Source organism: Cohaesibacter intestini, assembly GCF_003324485.1.
Classification (GTDB): domain Bacteria; phylum Pseudomonadota; class Alphaproteobacteria; order Rhizobiales; family Cohaesibacteraceae; genus Cohaesibacter; species Cohaesibacter intestini.
This window is the reverse complement of record NZ_QODK01000001.1, coordinates 643,282-666,817: the sequence shown is the minus strand read 5'-3', so window position 1 is coordinate 666,817 and position 23,536 is coordinate 643,282. Positions and strand designations below refer to the sequence as shown.

The following is a 23,536-nucleotide window of genomic DNA, read 5'->3' as shown; positions in this document are numbered from 1 at the left end:
GACGGGCTGCGCCAGAAAGACCAAAGAAAAGCAGGGCTCTCAGGCCCTGCTTTTCTGTCTGATATTGCAGGCGGCTTTGTAATCATCCTCGATCACCGATTTATGCGGTCTGTCCACCGAAACCCGGTTTCGCCCCTCATTCTTCGAGCGGTAAAGCGCAATGTCGGCGCGTTTGAGCAGTGCGTCCACACTGTCGCCGTCCTGATAGCTGGCAACGCCAAAGCTTGATGTGATCTCGATCCGGTGGCCATTGATCAGGATCGGTGTATTCTCGATGGTCTCGCGCATCCGTTCGGCGCTGCGCGCTGCCCCCAGCATCGACTGGTCGCTGAGAATCATCGCGAACTCTTCCCCGCCCAGACGCCCGATCAGATCGCCCTCAGCCTGTGCAATCTTGGCGACCGTACGGATCACCTGATCACCGGCATCATGGCCAAAGCTGTCATTGACCCGCTTGAAATGGTCGATATCGAACATGATGGCATGGATCGATGGGCTTTTTTCCGGGTCGGAGAGTTCCAGATCCGCATGCTCGAAAAAGGCGCGACGATTGAGCAGCTCTGTCAGGGAATCATGGTTTGCCAATTGCACCAGCTGCTGCTGCAGCACAATCATCCGCTCTGCTACTCGCAGGCGCGCCAGAAGGATTTCTTCCTGGAGTGGCCTTTGCAGATAATCGTCTGCACCACTGTCGAGTGCTTCGACCAGCATGTCGTCATTGTCTTCGCCAGAAATGGCGATCACATACATGCCCTTGCGTTGCTCGGCAAGAATGCGCGCATTCCAGCATATCTCCAGACCGGACATGCCTTCGTCATTGAGCGAAACGATAATGATGTTGATGTCGGGTGTCTGCTCGATGAAAGACCACGCATCCTGCCCCTTGGAGAAGGCATACACCGTCTCCTGTCGCTTTTCGAGCATTGAGCGTATGGCGCTACGCTCAGCGCCTTTGGCTTCCACTAGAACGATCTTCATTTTGCCCCCGGGTCTTTTTTACACAAGGCAAACTGCCCTTGCCCCCAAGTGAATGCATGTCAAACAGCATTCATGGCGCCGGCCTTGTGTTGTAACTGATGGGCATCCTAGGTCATGAGCCTTAACGTACTAATACGACCACAGCCAAAAATGCACGTCTTGATGTCCATCATGCAACAAAGTTAATTTTTGGTATCAGTGAATAGAGTGAGCCTGATCTGATGGAAGATTCTGCGCTAGACACAAGACAATATGTAATAGTTTCAAATTATTAAAGGGATATACAAAAGGGTCGAATCCTTGGTGTCCGAATGCCTTTTGATAGTCCATCCCTTGCAGTCGTGTGGATAGTCTCAATTTGATTCTATAAAATTCCGGATGCTCCATTAAGGATTGCAGCGCGCGGTTCAGATATCCGGGCTGACCGAAGCCAGAAAGTCATCGGCTGCCAACAGCGCCCGATCCCGTTGACGATTGAGTCGATGGATCTCGTCTTCCAGACGGTCGGCTTCGCGGAACAAGCGCCGCAACGAGGCTCTTCTTTCCCGTTCGCTCACCTTGTCCTTTTTCCCCGGAGCTGCCTTGTGGCTGCGCAAGGACGCAATCTTGCTCCGCACGTCGCCCAGACTGTTCCGCGCTTCGGCAATCTGCTTTTCGATCTCGTGCAGATCATGCCCCCGCTCATAGCCCCTGAGGAAGGAAGCCTCCGCACCCGCGGGACAAATGCCATGATATTGATAGCCATTTCGCCCGACATTGAAGCCGTTCGACGGAGTGCAATAGCGCACCAGTCCCTCATGATACCCCTTGTCATACAGCCCCTTGTCCGGCAGCACCCCATAGCGTTGACAGGCTTTGATGTGTTCGTTGAAACGCGCAGTGGTTCGTCCCTGAACGGCATCATTGAGACCAATCGATTGCCAATTGCCGATATGGCATTCATCCTCGGTCAGGCTGGCACAGCCAACAAGCAGACCCGAGAGGAGCAGGACAGGAATGAAGGGACGCATGGCAGGAACTTCATGGCGAGAGGGATGGAAATATGGACGTCATCCACGTATGGTTAACAATTCGTGCATAGAGTCGCAAGCATTCAAACTGCGATAAAGTGGAGCAAAGGCCATGCCGCTGCCCAAGATGCCCCTGTTGGCGCATCCCTGTCACCCTACCCACAGCCGCCGCACCCTCCTGCCGGGGCGCGTGGTTGCTGTCTATCTTTCTGCCTTGGCGCTCCTGCCATTGACTTTAGCAGCCTTGCCGGGCGATGCGGCATGGGCACAGACGCCTGCCAAGCAATTGTTCGGCAAGAAGAGAGCGCCTGCCGATTTGCAATCCCGTGCCATTGGCTCCTATGCCAAAGGGTGTCTGGCTGGTGGTCGCGCCTTGTCGATCGATGGTCCGGCCTGGCAGGCCATGCGCCTGTCGCGCAATCGCAATTGGGGTCATCCGGTGCTGGTTGCCTTTCTGGAGAAGCTGGCTGTTGATGCACAAGCCTATGATGGCTGGAACGGTCTGCTGGTCGGCGATCTGGCCCAGCCGCGTGGTGGGCCGATGCTGACCGGTCATGCCTCCCACCAGATTGGACTGGATGCCGATATCTGGCTTCGGCCGATGCCTGAGCGCCGGTTCACCCGCTCCGAGCGCGAGAAGGTCTCGGCCATTTCCATGCTCAAGACAGGCACCCGGACGGTGGATGCCAACAAATTCACTATGGCCCATCTTCGCCTGATCAAACGCGCTGCCTCAACCCCCGGTGTGGCCCGCATTTTTGTTCATCCGGGTATCAAGAAAGCCCTTTGTGATCGTGCGGGCGATGACCGAGCTTGGTTGCGTCAGGTCCGCCCATGGTATGGCCATCACTATCATTTCCATGTGCGGATGAGTTGCCCGCCAGGCAATCCCGGCTGCAAGAATCAGGCACCTCCTCCAGTAGGGGATGGGTGCGGCAAGGAACTGGCCTGGTGGCTCTCCGACGAACCCTGGAAGCCGAAAAAGCCGGTCAAGAAAGACCCCAACAAGAAGCCCGTCAAACGCCGTCAGGTCACGTTGAGCGATTTGCCAAGTGCCTGCAGTGCGGTACTCGATGCCGCGCCGCTGCAAACCGCCAGTGCGGCGAGGTCGGCTGTTGCACCAGACAATATCCTGCCATTGCAGGCCCTGCCCAAACCGCGTCCATTGCCAAACTGAGGCAGTGAGGCGAAAAATCAAAAAAAGCCTCGCTCCCATCGAGCGAGGCTTTTTCTGACGGTAGTCTCTTGATGCATTCAGGCCAACGGCATCGGACAGGACACCCCTGTGCCCCCAAGGCCGCAATAGCCACCAGGATTTTTCGCCAGATACTGCTGGTGATAGCTTTCTGCATAATAGAATGGCTCGGCAGCGATAATTTCGGTTGAAATGGTGCCATGGCCCCGTTCCTTCAGAGCCGTCTGATACTCTCGCCGCAATCCGGTGGCAACTTTCGCCTGATCATCGCCGAACGTATAGATGCCGGAGCGATACTGGGTGCCAACATCATTGCCCTGCCGCATCCCTTGAGTCGGGTCATGCTGTTCCCAGAAGGTCTTCAGCAAGCTGCGATAGGAAAGCCTGGCCGGGTCAAACACCACCAGAACCACCTCATTATGTCCGGTTCCACCGGTGCAGACTTCTTCATAGGTGGGATTGGGCGTGAGCCCCGCGCTGTAGCCGACTGCGGTGGTATATACTCCATCCAGTTGCCAAAAGGCCCGCTCAGCTCCCCAGAAACAGCCCATTCCAATCATCGCCATTTCCAAACCCTCTGGAAAGGGGCCTTTGAGTGGGCTGCCCAGCACATAATGGGTGCTGGCAGTTTCAATCGGGGTTGCTCGCCCCGGCAGCGCACTTTCCTTGGTCGGCATGTCAAGCTTCTTGCGTGTCAATCCAAACATCGTCGCTCCTCACATGAAACAAGCCCCCGCCCGCGCAGCCATTGCCCGGGTTGCGTGTCGAAGGGCAGGGTTTCTAAAGACCAGTCATCTATATCGGTACGGCAGACTGTCAGTTCTAGGTCACATGGCCCGTTCGAAGAAATCAAATCCGGATCACTTTTGGGCGACGCTTGCGGCCCAGATAGATGAAAAGGGCACCAACCAGCCCCGCGGCCAACCAGGCTGGCATCATCAAGATCCACTGCACCACAGGATCCCAGATCAACGGATGGACGTTGCGCTGGATCACCGCCTGCGCCAAATTTAGGCTGGCATTGTCGATTTCGAACCAGGTGGCTCCGAGCGATTTCATCACCACTTCATTGGCGGCGATCGAGCGCACCCCGTCCAGCACCAGAGCCAGAAGCGCAAGCGCACAGGTCCACAGACCAAGCATGGAACTGAAGAAACGCAAAAGACGCATGACTCTATCCTTTCAAACGCTGACACACGTGATGGTTCAGGCAATAGAAAAACTTGCTGCCCGACGCAACACACTTGTCGCTCCCCAATCCGTCATTCAAGTCTATCACAAGATAAAAGGCCAAAATGAGATCCAAAAAGCGTCCCACGTCACGCCGACAACAGCAAGTTATGATTTGATGTCCAGTGTGGATTTTTATGGTGCGCCATGGGGTTAGCAGACATGCGAACATGACCATAAGGCGCATGAGGCCTGATTTTTGGCTGGTGATATGCACAGGGGAGGGTGCAATATCACAAGAGTCTGACTTTCTGTTGACAGATAGGGTCAAGAGGGCTTGCGTTCCCGTTCTATTTGGCTATATTGCGCCCACACTTTGGTACGGAGAGGTGGCCGAGTGGTCGAAGGCGCACGCCTGGAACGCGTGTAGGCGGGTAACCGTCTCCAGGGTTCGAATCCCTGTCTCTCCGCCATCTGCCCTTTGACCGGCAGAAATATGGTATTTCCTTACATTTCAATGCTCTAGCGTGGTCGACTGTGATACAACACTGTGTTACATGGGAGCCATGGAAGCTGTGCCAGGATACCCAAATCTTCACCGCCGTGAAGGAACATATTACCTCTACAAGCGTGTCCCTCAGGGATTGCTAGAGGCGTTCGACAATCGCAAATTCATCAGGAAATCGCTGAGGACAAAAGATCTGTCTGAAGCCAAGGTTAAGTTGCACCAAGAGCTGGTTGCGCTTGATGAGGAATTTGCGCAAGCCAAAGCAGATCTGAAAGAAACGCTTTCGCCCTCCGAGGCTAAGACAATCGTTGATGGCCGTCTCAAGGATATGCTTGTGGAGGATATGCAGATCCGTGATGAGGGTGACAGAGCGTCTCAGCAAGCTTACGGCGAAATGTGGGCCAGTTTCAACAAAACGCAACTCGAGCAGCGCGATCTTAGTGAAAAACAAGCTGAAGGCACCGACAAAGCGGATCAGAAGTTTAAGCCAATTGCCCCTACTTTTTCACTCAGCGCTTCATTCTCGGAGTTTGGGCTCAGCAGAAGAGATCTGTTTAAGTCTCATGAAACGGTAGGCTTCTTAAAGCCTCACTATCGGGATGCATTGGCTCGGCAAGATCTATCTGCTGCCGAAGAGGACATTGAAGAACTGGCTGAGGAGCATCATCTTCGTTTGCATCGCGGGTCGGAAGGCTGGCGAAACCTGGCTCGAGAAGTTTTGGCCATGTGGGTTCGATATATCGATGCCCTCGAGCGTCGAAACAATGGCGAGCCAGACGAATTTGACCTCTCCCCTCCGTCAATCACTGAAGGCGAAACCTCCACACAAACGTCAATGCCTGTAGGACACTCGGTTTCAAAAGGTGGTGCTATCACCCTTGAGAAGCTAGTTCAGCTCTATATCGAAGATCCTGCTAGATCGGCATCTGATCGGACGAACAAGGGCTATGATGTTGTCTACAGGACGCTGAAGGACGTTATGGGGCAGACCGGGATGTCAGCACCATTAATCGGGAAGATTGCAAGAAGGTTAGAGACGCTCTCCAGAAAACGCCTGTGAATGCCCTGCAGAGGTTTCCGGGCAAGGATACTTTCGAGGTTATCAAGCTTGCAGAAGAAACCGGAGCCAAACTCCTCAGCCCTCCCACCATCAACAATCGCTTGAGGAACATGTCTGCCCTGTTCAAATGGGCTGTGCGAGAAGACTACATGGTGAAGAACTATGCTGAGGGTCTGGGAGTTAATGACCCGGTGAAAGCAAGAGACAAAAGGCGGCCATTCACTGAGGAAGAGCTACAAATCATCTTTTCGGCACCGCTCTATTCAGGTTGTCAAAGCGAGTTCAAATACCATCTTCCCGGAAGTCAGATCATCAAGAAGGGGCGCTATTGGGTGCCTTTGCTCTCTCTGTGGACTGGCATGCGCCTTGGAGAATGCTGTCAGCTTCATTGCGATGACATCAAACAAATTGATGGGGTCTGGTGCATCATTATTCAGGAAACCAAAGACGGTGAGGGATTGGACGAAGCGGACAAGAAGCGGGTGAAAACCTCTTCAGGAGAACGTTTCGTGCCAATTCACTCGGCTTTGGAGAGGCTCGGCTTCATCAATTTTGCCCTTCAGCAAAAGCAAGCAAAACATGTCCGCTTGTTCCCTGAGTTGAAGCCTTCCGCAGATGGATACCTATCGAACAACTTCTCGAAGTGGTTCAACGACAAATCGCGCTTCCTTGGCAAGCTTGGTCTTGCGGGCAACGGGGCATCCTTTCACAGCTTCCGACACAACTATCGTGATGCTATGCGGCAAGCTGAGTTGAACCACGATGTCGTACTAGCGCTAGGTGGGTGGTCTTCGGGTGACACGTCAGATCAATATGGCGGCAACCTCAGCCCGGCTTTCCTTAAGGAGCAGATCGAGAAGATTGCCTATGACGGTTTGAAAATGCCGAGTTGTCGCGAAGGAAATTAGCTTACAGATGATGCATCAGAAAGAGACTAGAGTGTCATCTGCGGGACAATCTTTTGATTTTGAACATGAGGGGATAGTCAAGATAGAGAGCCTGAGTTAATCGAAGCCGCATTGAAATAGTTGGAGTGGTTGGTCGGGAAACTCAGCGCTTTGCTCAGTGCATCATTCGTTCAGCAACTCTTCGACCCACTCATCCAGTTTCGTCTTTGTGGTCTGCCAGCCAGGTTGGAAACGGTCGAGAAGCTCATAGAAGGCTTTGCTGTGGTTGTGCTCCTTGAGATGACAGAGCTCATGTAAGAGCACGTGCTCGATGCAAACTCGGGGGGCTTTGACCAAAAACGGATTGATGCGCAGCACTCCATCGGTGGCACAACTTCCCCACCTTTTCTGCATTTCGAGAAGTTCAAACTTTGGGGGTGTGTTGATCCACGGAAGCGTTTGTGTCCATTCTCGGATGCATCCCTTGAAGATGTCTTGAGCACGAAACTTGTACCAAGCACGGAGTTTGAGACGAATGGCATCTGGGTCTCTGGTTTCCGTAAGGACTTCCACTCTCCCACGAAATAGTCGAACACGTCGCTCAGAGCGGGGAACATCGATCAACTTGAGCTGATGGCGTCGGCCCAAATACATGACCTCTTCACCATTGACATACTCACGGTTCAGCACGTTGTGAAAACGAGATTGCGCATTGACCACATGCTGGAAGATCCACCTAGCCTTCGCGTGAACCGATTGATGAATGGCTGAGGCATTCGCTGCAACAGGAGCCTGCACTAGTACAGTCCCATCGGGTTCAACATTGATGGCGATCTTGCCGGATGGTCGCTCTTCCCTGACGACGACATAAGGCAGCCGCATATCTCCGTAGACCAACAGGCGGTTCTCAGGCTCAGTTTGATCAGAAGCTGCCATTGGTGGTCCCGGCCCTTACTTTGTCTTGGATCGCCGAGATCAGACTCTGGGCAATCGTGATATCGCCGTAGGTCTTGAAGAAGGTCGGCAGAAGGCTTCGGCTGATTTCATTCATGATTGCTTCCTGGCTGAGTGAGTTGGCGGCGACAGCATCCATAACCACCCGATCTACCAGTTGCGCCTCCGCAATGAAATGTTCCTCGCCCAGCTCCTCAAAGCGAACCGGATCGATCTGCTGTTTGAAAATACCATAGTAGGCCCGGACGTGGCGGTTCTCTCTGATTGCATTGGGGATGTCCGCCGTTGCCCCCTCTTTCATTTGTGCTTCGAGGTCTTTGAACAGGTCATATTGTTTGCCAGGGAAGTCGAACATGGCCTCTGCTTCGGCGATGGCCTCGCGCAACAATTCCGAGAAGACAGCCTGGGCATAGGGGTCCTCTGCCAGATCCACCTCGATGGATTGCGTCAGGCGTGTTCGGATGAGGTCGGCCTCATTCTTCTTCTTCTCGTCGCTCCACTCTTCTGGATCTTCTGAGCTATCACCGTCCTTGTTGCCACCGACCTGGATCAGGCCCTTCGGCTCCCGAATATCCACCCCAGTCACCTGATGATCGAGCAGGTTGCGGATCTGCTTTTCATATTGAGAGAAGTCCACTGTCTCCATCGCGTCGGCTCGTGCCTGTTGTCGGATCCCCATGAAGAATTTGAGGTCGGCCTTGTAGCGGTTCAGCTTCTCCTCATCAAAGCCAGGATCTTCAAAGAAGGCGCGGGTGGAAGTCGCCAGCTTAAGGCACATGCCGAAGTTGGTCAGTGCCGCATAGAAGTCCTCGCGGAATTTGAGGTTTGCGTCGTAGGACATCCCCTCTTCGGTCACCATCTTCGGCACCAGAAGGCGGCGGAACTGCTCCTTGTCGGCCTTGTTCTTTACGCCGGAGAACAAAGCCCAGAGCTCACGATGCAGCTTCGGCAACTGGAGATATTCCGTGCTGACACTGGCATAGATGCCCTCCAGATCTTCAGGGTCGTATCCCTCGCGTGTTTCCTCTGCCAGCTTCTGGTAGTCCTGCAGGGAGGTGTCCAGCTCCTTCAGGATGCCGCGATAATCGACCAGATAGCCGAACTTTTTGTCCTCATGCAGCCGGTTCACACGGGCTATGGCCTGGAGCAGGTTATGCTGCTTGAGGTCCTTGTCGATATAGAGCACCGCATTGCGCGGCTCATCAAAACCGGTCAGCAGCTTGTCAACCACGATCAGGATGTCAGGTGGGCCGACCAGCGAGAAGCCTGAAATGACATTTTCCTCATAGGCATCGGCATCATTGCCAACGGTTTGCGCCCACCATGTCTGCACCTCGGGTGCGTTGGCGGCGTTGGTGTCTTCGTGACCTTCGCGGGTGTCTGGGGGGGAAATGATAACGGCGGAGGTGACTAGCGCCGTCTCATCCAGCGCTTTCTTGTAGCGGATGGCCGAGAGTTTGCTATCGGTCGCCAATTGGCCCTTGAGGCCGATATCCTTGAAGTTGTCACGGAAGTGGGTGGCGATGTCATAGGCAATCAGACGGATGCGTTGCTCCGCGCCATAGACCTGCCCCTTGGACGAGAATTTGCGCTTGAGGTCCGCCTTCTGCTCATCGGTCAGGCCCGTGGTGATCTTCTCGAACCAGTTGTCGATGGCCTTGTCGTTGACATCAAGCATCGGCTGACGCTCTTCGTAAAGCAGAGGTGTGACCGTGCCGTCGTCTACCGCCTCGCGCATGGTGTAGGCATGGAGGATCTTGCCGAACTTGTTCTCGGTCTTGCGCTCTTTCAGCAACGGCGTCCCGGTGAAGGCAATGAAGGCGGCATTGGGCAGGGCAAGCTGCATCCGCTCGTGGTTCTCCCCTCCCTGACTGCGGTGGCCTTCATCCACCAGCACGATCATATCCTCACTGTCATTCTTGCATTCGGGATATTTGGTGGCGGAGTTGAACTTCTGCAGCAGGGTGAAAATGATCCGGTCGGTGCCAAGGCCTATCCGTTTGGCAAGATCCTGGCCGCTCTCTGCCCTGGCTTTCTCACCTTCCTTCTTGGTCGCAATAGCAGAGCCGAAGGCCCCACCGGTGCGGAAGGTGGCGGCAAGTTGCTTCTCAAGGTCTATACGGTCGAGCACGATGAGCAATCGGCATTTGGCCAGATCTGGATTGTGCAACAGGGCACGGCAGAGGAACACCATGGTGTAGCTCTTACCTGAGCCGGTGGTGTGCCAGACGATCCCGCCCTTGCGCTTCTTGCCTGAGCTGCTTGTCTCGTCGCGCTGCTGCACCTGGGCCAGCATGGCACGTACACCGAAGAACTGCTGATATCGGGCGGCGATCTTGCCCACCTTGCTGTCAAACAGCAGGAAGTAACGGACGAACTCCAGCAGCCGGTCCGGTCGGGCGATGCCGATCAACAGCCGGTCCTGCTCGGTTAGGGCCATCTCTGCAGACCAGAGCGTCAGCAGGTGCGCCTTCACCTTGGCCGAGAGCCCCGACATCAGATTGTCCCGCTGAGCCCCATCGAGCGGCATATTCTTGATCACCAGCATGTCGGCCTCGGAGACTTCTTCCTCATGCCAGGCTGCCCAGAATTTCAATGGTGTCTCAATGGTCCCATATCGCGCCTGACTTTCGGCCAGCGCCATCAGAACCTGCCCATAGGCGTAAAGGCTCTGGATGCCATCGGGCAACTGGTTGCGGAGATGCTGCGAGATGGCCTCTTCCACCATCTTGTCCTTGTGGGCTGACACCGCCTTCTTGGCTTCGATGATCAGCAGCGGCAACCCATTGACAAAGCCGACAATGTCGGGGCGATAGGTCGTTGTCTGGCCCTGCCGCTCAACGCTCATCTCCTCTGTCACCTCGAACCGGTTGGCACTGATATCCTTCCAATCAACCAATGACACGGTGACGGGCTGCTTGTGGCCGTCGGGCATGAATTCAGTGACGGTGATGCCAAGGGAGAGGATGGTGTGTAGGGTCTCGTTGGCCTTGGCCAGCCCTTGCACCAGCCCCAAATGGGTGACGCCCTTCATCACCTGCGCCTTGCCATCCTCGGACAAAGGATAGAGCCTGCCGCGATAGTCAAAGCGATAGGCATCAAGCCACAGGCGCAGACTATCCTCGAGCAGCACCGCACGATTGGAGCCACGACGGGCGAGGCAGTCCTCAACGGAGATGTAGATCCAGCCCATATTGATCATCAGCGCCAGCGCCGGGATCTTGGAGGCGACATCTTCGGAAGTGATCGGCGCGGATTGATCGAGCATGGTGGCCTCGGGCAAGAAACTGGGCTTTGCGAAAGCAGGACGGCAGAGCGACCTCAAGTTGTTGTCATGTCAGCACAACAGCGCGGCAAGGAGCAAGGTGTGGTTGAAGAAAAAGACCTTTTGCCACCGAAAAGGTCAGCTGCTCACCACCTCATAGGGCCAGTTGAAATGGGAGTAGAGGAAGGGCTTGCTGCCTGCTCGGCTTGTCTCCTTGGCATAGATGCGGAAACGGGTGCCAACCGGATGCGCCTTGCGCATGGAGCGGGAGCATTCCACATCCATGGTAACGGGAAAGGCTTCGCCCTCAACGGGGCGGACATGGATCGCCTTGCCCCTGCCGTGTCGGCTTGCCTCATAGGTCTCGACGATAACTTGCTGGTAGTCACTCCATGGGGCATTTACATCCTTCATCAGACCGTCACCCTCTTCTTGCCAGTCAGCAACTGCTGCATCAAAGCGCGTTTTTCGGTGCGGAGGTGGGATATAGAGTGCTTCAAACTAACAACCTGTTGGGCAGCCTTTTCTAGATATTCCGCTATTGCCTCCTGCTCTTGAGGGCAGGGAAGATCGATCTCGATTTTCATAAATTCCTTTTTGGACAGATTATAGCGCGTTGATCCTTGAGCTAGGACTACAATTTTTCGTCGTACATGCCCCGATCTGAAAAAATGCTTTCCAAAAACGGGCAGCAGAACGCCCATTTCATGCATTCGCAATCCAAAACAGAAACTATTTAAATACAATTCTTCCATTTCGAATAAAACAACAGAACTCATCCCAACTTCTTTAGGAACTTCGGAAGACGTGGTGAATATTACATCACCTTTTCGAACTCTGTTTTGCTCTTCTCCCCGAGACAGTTGAACTAGCTCAAGAAATGAAGCGTCAGTCTCGGCATTATCAAAGACATTTTTGTATGGAATATACGGGGCCCCTGAGCCAAAATCTGTTTTTGACTTACCAGATAGGCCTGAATAAGTGTCAGCAATATCCCCCAACTTCACGGTCTTCCACTCGCCATCAAATCCGGGGAGGCGGCGGGTGCCGGTTAGGAGCTGTTGCATCAGGGCCTTTTTCTGAAGCCGTGCAGTCTCTAGCTGCCGCTCCGCCACCTCAATCGCCCGGTCCCACGTCGACAGGATCTCGGCGATCTTCTTCTGTTCGGAGAGAGGGGGGAGGAGGACGGGAAATGCCTTGAGCTGGGTTGAGTTGATGCTTGCCAAGTTAGTGCTGCGTTTGGCCGCTTTAAGGAAATATCGCTTTCCGTAGGCCCCTCCACTCAGCATTGCGAAGAAAAATGGCAAGAGCTTGCCTTCATGAACTCTCACCGCAAACACATGATTTTGGTGTAAACAGTTGGGTACTTGTCCGCGCCAAATAGTGCCCCGCCCCAATTTATCGAAGTCTCCTCCCTCGGTCATAAGAACGTCACCATCTTGCAGACGGTATCGCTCAACCATGTTCCTGCTGACTTCAATCTCTTTAATCTCGCTGAGATCTAGGTAACCGTCTTGCACATTCGCGACCCTGAGATAAGGCATAGAGATGGGATCAGAAATGTCCTTTTTGCCTTTTGCAATGCCGGTACGCACGTCTGCGACGCTTGACAAAGCCAGCTTCACCCAACCCTCAGGCACCATAACCGAGCTCCTTGAGATAGGCGTCCATCTTGGCTTCCAGCTCGGCCATTTCCTCGTTCAGGGCCTTGCGTTCCGTGCGGACGGCGACGAGGTCGATCTCCTCTTCTTCCTCGAAGGTGTCGACATAGCGCGGGATGTTGAGGTTGAAGTCGTTCTCGGCGATCTCCTCAAGGCTGGCGCGATAGGCATATTTGTCGAGCGTCTCACGGGCGCGATAGGTCTCGATGATCTTGGTGATCTGCGCCTCGCCCAGCTTGTTCTGGTTCTTGCCATCGACATAGTCCCGGCTGGCATCGATGAACAGCACCGAGCTGTCTGGCTTATTGTGTTTGAAGATGAGGATTGCCGCCGGGATGCCTGTGCCGAAGAACAGCTTCTCGGGCAGACCAATGACAGCGTCCAGCAGGTTCTCCTCGATCAGCGCCTTGCGGATCTTGCCTTCCGATGAGGCACGGAACAGTACCCCATGGGGCACCACCACCGCCATGCGACCCGTGTCGGGCTTCAGGGTCTCTACCATGTGGGAGATGAAAGCATAGTCGCCCTTTGTCTTGGGTGGCAGACCGCGCCAGAAACGCTTGTGAGGGTCCTTCTCGGCGCTGCCAATGCCCCACTTGTCGAGACTGAAGGGCGGGTTGGCCACCACCACGTCGAAATGCAACAGGTTGCCATTGCCATCCTGGAGCTTGGGGTTGCGGATGGTGTCGCCCCACTCGATGCGATGGTTGGTCTCGCCATGCAGGAACATATTCATCTTGGCCAGCGCCCAGGTCGACCCGATGGCCTCCTGACCAAACAGCGAATAGATGCGCTTGCCTGTCCCCTCCAGAATGCGCCGACCGCATTTCATCAAAAGCGAGCCAGAGCCACAGGTCGGATCGCAGATCAGATCCCCTTCCTTCGGCTCGACCAAATGGGACATGAGGGTCGACACTTCTGCCGGGGTGTAGAACTCCCCCGCCGACTTACCAGCCTCAGACGCAAAGCGGGAGATGAGATATTCATATGCCCCACCGATGACATCCAGCGCCCCCACACGGCTCGGGCGCAGGTCAAGCTCGTCTCTGGCGAAATCCTCGAGCAGCATACGCAGGGTATCGTTCTTCTGCTTTTCATCGCCGAGCTTGTTGGAGTTGAAACTGATGTCCTGGAACACGTCGCGCAGCTTGGTGCCGTTGGCGTCTTCGATGGCATGAAGGGCCTTGTCGATGCGCTCGCCATTCTTAGGCTCATGCCGGTGTTCATAGAGGTAGTCAAAGCTCGACTGCGGCGGCAGGACAAAGTTTTCCTTCGCCATCATCGCCTCGATCAACTCAGGTGCATCGCCATGTTCCGCCTTGTAGCCCGCATAGTGATCGCTCCAGACATCGGAGATATATTTGAGGAACAGCATGGTGAGGACATAGTTCTTGTAGTCCGCTGCATCCACGACCCCCCGAAAGGTGTCACACACCGCCCAGGCGGCCTTGTTGATCTGATCCTGGGTGACGACTGATTGTGGCATCCTGCTTCCTTGTCCTTGGGGCATCAGCAAAAACAAACCGATACGAAACTTTGGTCGGCACAGTAGACGCCCCTGAGGCGGAGGGGAAGGCGAAAGGAATGGTGTGTTCACAGGCATGGGTTGCAGTTGAGAAGGCCTAGGCAGGTTGATTGGGTTCCCCTATAGACCCCACTACAACGATCTCTCCCTTCGTTATGACTGCCTCTGTTCCCCCTTCATCTCTTAGCCCTCCCCTTTATGGGTGGGAGGAGGATGTGTTCCCTATGGATGTCTTCCCTCCAGATGTCCCTGATGTCTACACCCTATGTCTCCTGCTTCCTCCTACCTATCTATAGATATCTAACCTAATACATCCATACCTATACCCTCTCTCTATACCCCTCTAGTTACCTACGGAGGCTTGCCTCTATAGGGGAACCTAATTATTGGGAGCCTTTGGTGGTCAGCTCTAGTGGCCGGTCCCCACCTCCCAGAAAGGACCGATGGGCTGCTAGGGGCCACTGACGTGACAACGTTTGTTGGGTTTCCTTGGTATGGAGGTCTTGGCAGGGCTCTGCGTTTGCACTGCTGGAGGGTCACTGGTCGGTGGGCGCTGCCGATGCATCGTCTGCAGGTGTCGTGTCAAGCCTCGGCTGTTGCCAGCTCTGCCAGATATCCTTGACTTCCTCTGCAACAACAATCCGAGCCTCTTCACGTGTCAGCTTCAGCGCTCCCATCAGATATTCATATTGCGTCATATGATGCCGGACATAGTTCGTGACAGTGATACCGACGGCTTTCCCTATCGTGACGTCGTTCCAACGCCTTCTGCTCGTTCTGAACGCAATTTTTTGCTTGTAGTAGGAGCTGCAGCTTGGATAGTGCTCATTGAGGAACGCCATCACCTCACGTCGTTCAAATCGGATCTTAGACACAATTCACGAGCCTTGGTTTGGTTGGTTGTATTCATTGCTTTTGCATCAAATATGATGCTCCGTCGTGCTGTTGTCCATAGTCAACGTTGGTTCAGGCTAAGCGGCATGCCGAATGCGTCAGCCACGTGATTGTGCTCTAGAAACCCGCTTTGAAGCTGCTTTGGATGACCTCAGAATGCGCTCGCAGAGGCGTTGGATATCGCTTTGATGCAGTGGCTCATTTGTTGACGCGGCTGCCTGCAGACTCTCCTGACGCGATCCTGACCCTATGCGTTGGGGCACTATCTTGGAGGGCAATCAGCAGGCATGCTGCGGTGCGAATGAATTCTAGGGTAAGCCACAACGGATATGCACAAGGGGCTTCAAAAGTGTGTTCACTAGGGTTGATTTTGATCTGCGGACGGTTTTTAAATGGGCGCTATCCTAAAATTCATATGGAGGCAGGATATGAAGACCGTTCTATATGCTCGTGTGTCCACGATGGATCAGACCTTGGATCATCAGAAGACACAAGCCGAAGAGGCAGGCTTTCAGATCAACGAGGTTGTCGCGGATCATGGCGTGTCCGGTGTGTCTACTCGCTTGAGGGAACGACCAGAGGGGAAACGCCTGTTTGACCTGCTCAGAGAAGGTGACACACTTGTTGTCCGCTGGGTGGACCGCCTAGGCCGCAACTATGATGATGTCACTGAAGTCATGCGTGAGTTGCTCAGCGCAGGTGTCACCATCAAAACCGTCATCAACGGCTTGACCTTTGACGGTTCAAAGTCAGATCCCATGGCCAAGGCGGTGCGGGATGCGCTAATCGGCTTCATGGCAGCAATGGCACAGGCAGAGACGGAAGCCAGAAGAGAAGCACAGAAGGCAGGCATTGCAGCAGCCAAGCAGAGGCCGGGGAAGTACAGGGGGCGCAAGCCATCCTACAGCCGGGAGCAAATGGCACAGGTGACGGCCATGTTGACCAACTCCGATACCATCTCAGCCATAGCCAAGGCGACGGGCCTCACGCGCCCAACCATCTACAGGATCAAGGACCAGCCTGAAGAATGCGAGAAGGCGTTGCATCTGTGGAGAATGTGACGGCTGTGAACTGGAGTGTTTAGCCTCAGGGGTTGCTTTTGCCTTGCCGATTGCAGGACGTGAGCGCACCCTTGTAAGGCCCTATGGGGGGTGTTTGTCGTGGCTAGATCTGCAAGATGGGGGCTGACAAAATTGCGCCGAAAACCAACCTTGAATAAGGGAGATCAGTCTTTTAACGCCCTCTTCTTCCGAATATTTTCGTATTCTTCTATTGCCTGTTTGACAACGTCTCTCTCAGTGGCAAAAAAACTGACTTCCAAGCTGTCTACAATATCAATAATCGCGTCTTGAGATGTGTTTTCATGTATAAAATCGAAGAAGCAGTAGCTTTTAACTTCATTTTCATTGGAATTTATTCCGTCTTTATTTTGTATTAGAAGCTCTCTTCTATTTAAATCGTGCAAAAACTCTTGACCTGATTTAACAATAATTGGACTTCTATCGCCGTATGAATAGATATATCGCCCAACAACTTCTTTTGCTGTGGGGTAACGAGAATCAAAATATTTGTTAGGTTCACCATCAACCCCTACCCACAATGTGGAGGATTTTTCAGTCGGCCAGATTGAACACAAGGCTGTTTGGTTGAATACGACACTTCCTGGCCCGTCGTTGTCGATGTAAAGAGAAATACGCTCTGGTCCTAACGAAGTAATTTTGACCGTTAACCCACCGCGCTCGGGATCGGAAAACCAGTTCGTTAGATCAATTAAATTTTGGGCTCCGAGTGCCATTACCGATATTGTTGCAATGAGCAATGATGCCGATGTATTCCCAAAGTCCAGAAATCTTCTCCAATCCTGGCGAGATCCACACTTGAGACATTTTCGAGCTCCTTCAGGCAGGTCACTTTTGCATTCGATACATTTGGATTGCGCCTCGGTCATACGAAATTTCCACCTTTATCTATAAGGAACGTAGGGAGCGAATTCTGCACAGGCCGAGAAAGAGCTGCAACTGAGATTAGGCTAGACTCACAGATGCTTGACACTGGGTTACAGACCTGCGATACAGGAAGTCCGCCGGTTGATCATACGGCATTGAAAATATTGATAAAATCGGCCTGAGAGGGCTTTCCCTGTCTCTCCGCCATACCAAGAACGCTTCGAGGCACCAAGCGTTAGGGATCTTCCCTATAGATTTATCAGCTCCCCTTCTCGGTGAGCGGCTCGCCGAGGGTAAGTTGGAAAATTGGGTTGGGGCGTGCATGTGTCAAGCTGTCTCATTGAAAGATCCCAATTGCTTCAATCGGATATGACGTGCCAGACGCTGATTGTCTGGTTGCGAGGGTGCCTCACTGGCCCTGCATGACACCGAAACGGGATATGTCCTCCCAACTGTCTTTCGAAAGCAATCCCTTCTCGGCTTGTTCACCACCTTCTCCTTGCGCAGCCCTTCCTTTTCAACCCTGCGCTGATGACAGGGTCTGCGATCTGATCTAGTCTGGTCTGGCTAGATCGGGGGATGGAAGGCGTGGACAGGTGCCTGTCTTTCTGGCTCAAGGAGGAGAAAATGGAGCTCAATCTTTCCAACAAAACGGCACTGGTGACCGGCAGTTCCGATGGTATCGGGCTGGCGGTGGCCAAGGGGCTTGCTGCCGAAGGGGTGCGTGTGTTGATCAATGGCCGCAATGCCGACAAGGTCGAGGCGGCGTGCCGCCAGATTGGGGAGCAGGCGGTGCCGGCGGTCGGTGATGTCTCATCGATGGAAGGCGTCGATGCGGTGCTTGCCGTCGTGCGTGAGGTTGGCGGCGTCGATATTCTGATCAACAATGCGGGGACCGGGTCAAACGAGACCATCATGGAGGCCCCCGACGACAAATGGATGGATTACTGGAACCTGCATGTCATGGCGGCGGTGCGTCTGTGCCGCGGGGTAGCGCCTTATATGGAGGAGAGGGGAGCGGGAGTGATCCTCAACAATGCCTCCATTTGCGCCGTCCAACCGCTCTGGTATGAGCCAATTTATAATGTCACCAAGGCAGCCTTGATGATGCTGTCGCGCACTATGGCGACAGAGTTCATTCCAAAGAATATTCGGGTCAACTGCGTCAATCCGGGGCTGGTGCAAACACCGGACTGGGAGAATACCGCGCGCGAACTCACCAAGGATAGCGGCGGCGACTGGGAAGGCTATTTGCAAGGGGTTGCTGACGAACTCGCCCCGATCAAGCGCTTTTGCTCACCGGCAGAGTTGGCAGATTTCTTCGTTTTTCTTTGCTCGGATCGTGCCAGCTATTGCGTCGGCGCGTCCTATTATGTTGACGGCGGCATGAAGATAACGATCTGAACCGCCGATGCCCGCGTCACGAGGTCAAGGGATCGCTTGGTCTTGCGATGCGGGTTCTACAGAGGCAGAAACAGCTTCGGCAACCCCATTTTGCAGCCGTTCCTGTCCGTTATTGCGGATCGCAACAGTCCGTTCTCCGGCTGGGCCTTACTCGGCATCTCATTGGTTGTAAGGATAATTGTGATCCGCAATTCCCCTGATATGCTTCCCTTGTGCAATTTGATTGTGACAATCAAGCCGACGCAACCGCCCTCTTGGCTTGGCGCCTGTCCAACCTACACCCGCGCCAACAGCGCGATCTGGTGCGGATGGCAATGCCTATCCTTCAAATTGTCGGATATCGAGCGAGCATAATAGAAATGCATAGACGCTTTATGGAATGGAAGCTGATGACATGATCGAAGCTGGAAAGAATATTGCGATTAAGGTGCCGCTTCACAGATGGGAAGATACTGTCGCCTTCTACCGCGACAGGGCAGGCCTCACTGTCACGAAAGAATTTGAAAACAGCATCGCCTTCGCGTTCGGACCGATGACCTTATGGATCGACAAGGTGGAGACGCAAAGCCAGTCTGATATATGGCTCGAGCTCTTCACTGACGATCCGGACAAGGCAATCGAGACCCTTCAAAGCCCGGTCCGTGACGAACTCGAACCCCTGGATGATGTGAACGGCCACTGGACGTCTGACCCGGCAGGTGTCGTCCTTTTGGTTCGCACTGAATAGGTCTTTGCATGAACCTGTCGAATGTCGACGCTTCATAGCAAGGATCGTATCAACGCCTCCAGTCAAGAAGAGAGCAACATGACCACATGCAAGAACCTTGAGGGTGACTATGATTATATCATTGTCGGGGCAGGCACCGCGGGCTGCGTGCTCGCCAACCGCTTGACCGAAGACCCGGCCACCAAGGTCTTGTTGCTCGAAGCGGGCGGCTCTGACAATTATCACTGGGTCCATATCCCGGTCGGCTATCTCTATTGCATCGGCAATCCGCGCACCGACTGGATGATGAAGACCGCCCCGGAGGCCGGGTTGAATGGTCGCTCACTGGTCTACCCACGCGGCAAGCTGTTGGGTGGCTGTACGTCTGTCAATGGCATGATCTATATGCGCGGACAGGCCGCCGACTATGAACATTGGCGGCAATTGGGCAATGTCGGCTGGGGCTGGGACGATGTGCTGCCCTTTTTTCTCAAATCCGAAGACCATCATGCGGGTGGCTCCCGGCTCCATGGCAGCGGTGGCGAATGGAAGGTCTCCCGCCAGCGGCTCGAATGGGACATTTTGAAGGCTGTGCAGGAAGGCGCGAAGGAATTCGGCATCCATCCGCGTGAGGATTTCAACGATGGCAACAATGAAGGCAGCGGCTTCTTCGAGGTCAATCAAAGGAAGGGCTGGCGCTGGAGTGCCGCCAAGGCCTTTTTGCGCCCGGCGCTGAAACGCCCCAATCTGCGGCTGATCACCAAGGCCGAAACCGAAAGCCTCCTGCTGGAAGGCAAGCGCGTCACCGGGGTGCAATTCCGCTGGAAGGGCGAGACCCATATCGCCAAGGCAGGCCGCGAGGTTTTGCTGGCCGCCGGCGCCATCAACAGCCCGAAAATCCTCGAATTGTCCGGCATTGGCGATGCCGCCTTGCTCGCTTCGATGGGCATCAAGGTCGCCCATGAAAATGCCAATATCGGCGCCAATTTGCAGGACCATTTGCAAATCCGCACGGTCTTCAAGGTGCAAAACACCAAAACACTCAATAAAAAAGCCAACAGCCTCATCGGGAAGGCCCAGATTGCGCTGCAATATGCCCTGACCCGATCCGGCCCGATGTCGATGGCCCCAAGTCAGTTTGGCATATTCACCAAGTCGGATCCTTCTATGGCAACCCCGGATCTGGAATATCACGTCCAGCCGCTCTCCACCGACAAGCTTGGTGATCCATTGCATCCCTTTGAGGCCATCACCGTATCGGTCTGCAATCTGCGGCCCGAAAGCAAAGGCACCTGCCATATTGCAACACGGGATCTGTCCGTTCAGCCACAGATCAATCTCAACTATCTCTCGACCGAGAAAGACCGCGATGTGGCGGTCAAATCCGTCCGCCAAGCCCGCTCCATCCTCACGGCTAAGGCGCTCGCGCCTTATCAGCCCGAAGAAATCCTGCCCGGCCCGGCGGTCGACAGCGATGCCGACCTGATCACCAAGATCGGTGACATCGCTACCACGATCTTCCACCCCGTCGGCACCTGTGCCATGGGGACAGATGACAAAAGCGTCGTCGATCCGCAACTGCGTGTCCGTGGATTGGAGGGCTTGCGGGTGATTGATGCGTCGATCATGCCGAAAATCGTCTCCGGCAACACCGCATCCCCGGTGGTGATGATCGCCGAGAAAGCCGCCGACATGCTGCGGCAGCATTGAGGCAGGCTTTGGAGGTCGGCCTCAATGCGACGATCAAAGTTTAAACCTTGAGCGTTTCCAGCAATTCCTTTTTCGCTATCCGTTCTTTGGCGCCATCGAGAATGATCTCGCCGCGGCGCATCGAATAGAAGTGATCGGCAAGGGAATAGGCAAATTCAAAATATTGCTCGACCAGCAGGATCGCCATCTCGCCCTGATCCTTCAGGAAGGAAATGACCCGGCCAATCTGCTGGATGATGTTGGGCTGAATGCCTTCGGTCGGCTCGTCAAGCAACAGCAGTTTCGGTTTGGTGATCAAGGCCCGCGCAATGGCCAATTGCTGTTGCTGGCCACCGGACAGGTCACCGCCGCGCCGATTTTGCATTTCCTTCAAGACCGGGAACAATTCAAACATTTCTTCGGGCAGCTTATGCTCGCTTTTGTCGAGACAGGCATAGCCGATTTCCATATTCTCCCGCACGGTCAAAAGCGGGAAGATATCGCGCCCCTGCGGTACATAGCCGACCCCGCGCTTGGCCAGCACATGGGCTGGTTGCTTGCCCTGTTCGACGCCATCAAGGTGATAGCTGCCGCCGGAGTGATTATGCGTGCCGGAAATCACTTTCAACAGGCTCGTCTTGCCCACCCCATTGGTGCCCATCAGGCAGGTGATCTTGCCCTGTTCGGCCACCAGATCGACCCCATGCAGAATCTGGCTCTGGTCATAATGCAGCGTAATGCCTTCTAGATTCAGCATGCTCTATCGTCCCAAATATACATCGACAACATTCTGGTCCTTGGTCACATGATCAAGGCTGCCCTCGGCCAGCACCGAGCCTTCATGCAGCACGGTGACCTTGCAATCGAGATTGCGGATGAATTCCATATCATGCTCGACCACCACCACTGCGCGGGTCTTGGCCGCTTCGCGCAGCAGCTCGACCGTGTGATTGCGCTCTTCCACCGTCATCCCGGCGGCTGGCTCATCGACGAGCAACAATTGCGGGTCTTGCGCCAACAGCATGCCAATTTCCAGCCATTGCTTTTGCCCATGGCTGAGGTCGCCCGCCCGGCGCGCCAATTGATCCGCCAGACCGATCTCAGTGGCCAAGGCCAGCACCTTCTCGCCTTCGGCGTCGCTCTTTTTGTGGAACAGAACCGCAAAGGGACCGCGTTTGTTTTTCAGCGCCATGGTAAGATTGTCACTGACCGACTGGTCTTCAAACACGGTGGGCTTTTGGAATTTCCGGCCAATGCCAAGCCGGGCAATGTCACTTTCGGATCTGCCGATCAGGTTGATCACATCTGCGCCCCACAGAACCTTGCCACTGTCGGGCCGGGTCTTGCCGGTGATGATATCCATGAAGGTGGTCTTGCCTGCCCCGTTGGGGCCGATGATCGCTCGCATTTCCCCGGCATCGATATTGAAGGACAAGTCATTGATCGCCTTGAAACCGTCAAACGACACCGACACGCAATCCACTTCCAGCAACGCCCCTGCGGTCATGATTTTGCTCCCTTGGAGAAGTGATCAACCAGTCCGCCAATGCCCTTGGGTGCATACAGCGTGACGGCCACAAAGCTCAAGCCCAGCAGCACCAGCCACCAGTCGACCCATTTGATGACATAGATGCCAAGATTGATATCCGGGGCCTGCCCGCCGGTGAACCAACTTGAAAGAAGTGAGACCACAGCCGCTCCAATGGCAGCGCCATACAGCCGCCCACGGCCGCCAATCGCTACCCAAACCGCCAGATAGATCGAGGCAATCGGGGCAATCTCCGCCGGATTGATGATGCCAGCCTGCGGATAATAAAGCGCCCCGGCAATTGCCGCGATGATGGCCGTCAGAGTGAAAACAAACAGTTTGTAGACTTCCACATTGTAGCCAAGGAAGCGGACGCGCGCCTCATCGTCGCGAATGCCGCGAATGACATTGCCCAGCTTGCTCTCGACAATCAGTTTGAGCAGCAGATAGCCCATCATCAACGCAAAGGCCGAGGCCCAGAAGAACCAGATCGAAATCAGCGCTTGCGGGGTGCTTTCAAGGCCGGGCAGATTTTGCAAGCCCGACAGGCCATTGTTGCCGCGCAGGCCAGAATCATTCTGGAACAGATAGAGCGACAAAGCCAGCGTCATGGCTTGGGTCAGGATCGACAGATAAACCCCTGTCACCCGTGAGCGGAAAGCCAGCCAGCCAAAGACCAAGGCCAACAGGCCCGGCACCAGCACCACCAGCAGCAGCTGCACCGAGAGGAAATTTGAGAAAGCCCAGATAACGGGGAAATCGGATCCCCCCACCACGCCGAAAATCTGCGTGCCGATGGCATCTTGGATTTCCTGTTGGGTCGGCGGCAATGGCGCATTGCGGGCCGCTTCCACCACGATCAACCGGGTGCGCTCATACATCAGCCACATGCCGATCATATAGCCGCCAAGGCCGAAAAAGGCGAAATGGCCAAGGCTGAGAATGCCGCAATAACCCCAGACCAGATCCATCGCGATGGCAATCAGGCAGAAGCACAAAGTCTTGCCCAGGGTCTTGACGAAGGAGGTTGAAATGAAGCCATAGCCAAGGGCTTCGCTGCCAATGGTGACAAAGAGTGTGAAGGCGGCGATGAGGCCCAGAAACACCAGCGCACTGGGATGCTTGAGCAGGAATTTCGTCAGTGGTCCACCCATGG

At 54.5% G+C, this 23,536-nt stretch carries 21 protein-coding genes and 1 tRNA gene; 8 read left to right on the top strand and 14 right to left on the bottom strand.

Translation table 11 applies throughout. The annotated features are described in order from the left end of the window. Positions 1 to 39 precede the first annotated feature (39 nt). Both DSD30_RS02755 and DSD30_RS02750 read right to left on the bottom strand, forming a co-directional pair. Positions 40 to 978, bottom strand: coding sequence for a GGDEF domain-containing response regulator (locus DSD30_RS02755; protein WP_114008050.1), 939 nt, complete (start codon positions 976 to 978; stop codon positions 40 to 42). Positions 979 to 1,385: 407 nt separating this feature from the next. Beyond that, positions 1,386 to 1,988 carry a DUF2799 domain-containing protein gene (locus DSD30_RS02750; protein WP_114008049.1) on the bottom strand — a complete coding sequence of 201 codons (603 nt, stop codon included), beginning with the start codon at positions 1,986 to 1,988 and terminating at the stop codon, positions 1,386 to 1,388. A 112-nt stretch (positions 1,989 to 2,100) separates the two neighbouring features. On the opposite strand from DSD30_RS02750, the gene mepA reads away from it, so the two are divergent. Continuing rightward, positions 2,101 to 3,165 carry a penicillin-insensitive murein endopeptidase gene (mepA, locus tag DSD30_RS02745; RefSeq protein ID WP_114008048.1) on the top strand — a complete coding sequence of 355 codons (1,065 nt, stop codon included), beginning with the start codon at positions 2,101 to 2,103 and terminating at the stop codon, positions 3,163 to 3,165. Between the two features lie 77 nt (positions 3,166 to 3,242). Here the strand turns inward: mepA and msrA are convergent, their stop codons facing one another. Both msrA and DSD30_RS02735 read right to left on the bottom strand, forming a co-directional pair. Beyond that, positions 3,243 to 3,890, bottom strand: a complete 648-nt coding sequence (gene msrA, locus DSD30_RS02740; RefSeq protein ID WP_114008047.1) for a peptide-methionine (S)-S-oxide reductase MsrA — start codon at positions 3,888 to 3,890, stop codon at positions 3,243 to 3,245. A 142-nt stretch (positions 3,891 to 4,032) separates the two neighbouring features. Next, entirely contained in the window at positions 4,033 to 4,353 is a 321-nt protein-coding gene (locus DSD30_RS02735; protein WP_114008046.1) for a hypothetical protein, read from the bottom strand. Between the two features lie 383 nt (positions 4,354 to 4,736). On the opposite strand from DSD30_RS02735, the gene DSD30_RS02725 reads away from it, so the two are divergent. From DSD30_RS02725 to DSD30_RS02715, 3 genes are all read left to right on the top strand, one after another. Next, positions 4,737 to 4,826, top strand: a tRNA-Ser gene (locus DSD30_RS02725). A gap of 93 nt (positions 4,827 to 4,919) precedes the next feature. Next, complete coding sequence (locus DSD30_RS02720) at positions 4,920 to 5,921, top strand: DUF6538 domain-containing protein (protein ID WP_114008044.1); 1,002 nt, start codon at positions 4,920 to 4,922, stop codon at positions 5,919 to 5,921. Beyond that, positions 5,918 to 6,829 carry a site-specific integrase gene (locus DSD30_RS02715; RefSeq protein WP_114008043.1) on the top strand — a complete coding sequence of 304 codons (912 nt, stop codon included), beginning with the start codon at positions 5,918 to 5,920 and terminating at the stop codon, positions 6,827 to 6,829. The genes DSD30_RS02720 and DSD30_RS02715 overlap by 4 nt, the downstream gene beginning before the upstream one ends. 162 nt (positions 6,830 to 6,991) lie before the next feature. Here the strand turns inward: DSD30_RS02715 and DSD30_RS02710 are convergent, their stop codons facing one another. The 6 genes from DSD30_RS02710 to DSD30_RS02685 all read right to left on the bottom strand — a co-directional run bounded on the left by DSD30_RS02710 (position 6,992) and on the right by DSD30_RS02685 (position 15,055). Further along, complete coding sequence (locus DSD30_RS02710) at positions 6,992 to 7,744, bottom strand: M48 family metallopeptidase (protein WP_114008042.1); 753 nt, start codon at positions 7,742 to 7,744, stop codon at positions 6,992 to 6,994. Next, the gene (locus DSD30_RS02705) at positions 7,731 to 11,030 is read right to left on the bottom strand and encodes a type I restriction endonuclease subunit R (protein ID WP_114008592.1); all 3,300 of its coding nucleotides are present in this window, start codon (positions 11,028 to 11,030) and stop codon (positions 7,731 to 7,733) included. Before DSD30_RS02705 ends, DSD30_RS02710 begins: the two co-directional genes overlap by 14 nt. 135 nt (positions 11,031 to 11,165) lie before the next feature. Then, positions 11,166 to 11,441 carry a hypothetical protein gene (locus DSD30_RS02700; RefSeq protein WP_114008041.1) on the bottom strand — a complete coding sequence of 92 codons (276 nt, stop codon included), beginning with the start codon at positions 11,439 to 11,441 and terminating at the stop codon, positions 11,166 to 11,168. Next, positions 11,441 to 12,670: a restriction endonuclease subunit S gene (locus DSD30_RS02695; protein ID WP_114008040.1), complete on the bottom strand. Its 1,230-nt coding sequence runs from the start codon at positions 12,668 to 12,670 to the stop codon at positions 11,441 to 11,443. The genes DSD30_RS02700 and DSD30_RS02695 overlap by 1 nt, the downstream gene beginning before the upstream one ends. After that, on the bottom strand, positions 12,660 to 14,174 hold the full coding sequence (locus DSD30_RS02690) for a type I restriction-modification system subunit M (protein ID WP_114008039.1): 1,515 nt from the start codon (positions 14,172 to 14,174) through the stop codon (positions 12,660 to 12,662). Before DSD30_RS02690 ends, DSD30_RS02695 begins: the two co-directional genes overlap by 11 nt. 575 nt (positions 14,175 to 14,749) lie before the next feature. Further along, entirely contained in the window at positions 14,750 to 15,055 is a 306-nt protein-coding gene (locus DSD30_RS02685) for a DUF2293 domain-containing protein (protein ID WP_114008038.1), read from the bottom strand. A gap of 480 nt (positions 15,056 to 15,535) precedes the next feature. Here DSD30_RS02685 and DSD30_RS02680 point away from each other — a divergent pair, with 480 nt between their 5' ends. Continuing rightward, positions 15,536 to 16,168 carry a recombinase family protein gene (locus DSD30_RS02680; protein WP_114008037.1) on the top strand — a complete coding sequence of 211 codons (633 nt, stop codon included), beginning with the start codon at positions 15,536 to 15,538 and terminating at the stop codon, positions 16,166 to 16,168. 164 nt (positions 16,169 to 16,332) lie between these two features. On the opposite strand, the gene DSD30_RS02675 is transcribed toward DSD30_RS02680, so the two are convergent. Next, positions 16,333 to 17,055 carry a hypothetical protein gene (locus DSD30_RS02675; protein WP_157967534.1) on the bottom strand — a complete coding sequence of 241 codons (723 nt, stop codon included), beginning with the start codon at positions 17,053 to 17,055 and terminating at the stop codon, positions 16,333 to 16,335. A gap of 625 nt (positions 17,056 to 17,680) precedes the next feature. Between DSD30_RS02675 and DSD30_RS02670 the strand changes: the two genes are divergently transcribed. From DSD30_RS02670 to DSD30_RS02660, 3 genes are all read left to right on the top strand, one after another. After that, positions 17,681 to 18,457 carry an SDR family NAD(P)-dependent oxidoreductase gene (locus tag DSD30_RS02670; RefSeq protein ID WP_114008591.1) on the top strand — a complete coding sequence of 259 codons (777 nt, stop codon included), beginning with the start codon at positions 17,681 to 17,683 and terminating at the stop codon, positions 18,455 to 18,457. Positions 18,458 to 18,836: 379 nt separating this feature from the next. Beyond that, entirely contained in the window at positions 18,837 to 19,184 is a 348-nt protein-coding gene (locus DSD30_RS02665; protein WP_198662795.1) for a hypothetical protein, read from the top strand. Between the two features lie 78 nt (positions 19,185 to 19,262). Beyond that, the gene (locus DSD30_RS02660) at positions 19,263 to 20,873 is read left to right on the top strand and encodes a GMC family oxidoreductase (protein WP_114008589.1); all 1,611 of its coding nucleotides are present in this window, start codon (positions 19,263 to 19,265) and stop codon (positions 20,871 to 20,873) included. Between the two features lie 40 nt (positions 20,874 to 20,913). On the opposite strand, the gene urtE is transcribed toward DSD30_RS02660, so the two are convergent. Genes urtE through urtC form a run of 3 tightly spaced genes read right to left on the bottom strand, consistent with a single transcriptional unit; the run spans position 20,914 to position 23,534 of the window. Beyond that, positions 20,914 to 21,609 (bottom strand): urea ABC transporter ATP-binding subunit UrtE, encoded by a 696-nt coding sequence (gene urtE / locus DSD30_RS02655; RefSeq protein ID WP_114008035.1) that lies wholly within the window; start codon positions 21,607 to 21,609, stop codon positions 20,914 to 20,916. Between the two features lie 3 nt (positions 21,610 to 21,612). Further along, complete coding sequence (urtD, locus tag DSD30_RS02650; RefSeq protein ID WP_114008034.1) at positions 21,613 to 22,359, bottom strand: urea ABC transporter ATP-binding protein UrtD; 747 nt, start codon at positions 22,357 to 22,359, stop codon at positions 21,613 to 21,615. Continuing rightward, positions 22,356 to 23,534: an urea ABC transporter permease subunit UrtC gene (gene urtC / locus DSD30_RS02645; RefSeq protein ID WP_114008033.1), complete on the bottom strand. Its 1,179-nt coding sequence runs from the start codon at positions 23,532 to 23,534 to the stop codon at positions 22,356 to 22,358. The genes urtD and urtC overlap by 4 nt, the downstream gene beginning before the upstream one ends. Positions 23,535 to 23,536 lie beyond the last annotated feature (2 nt).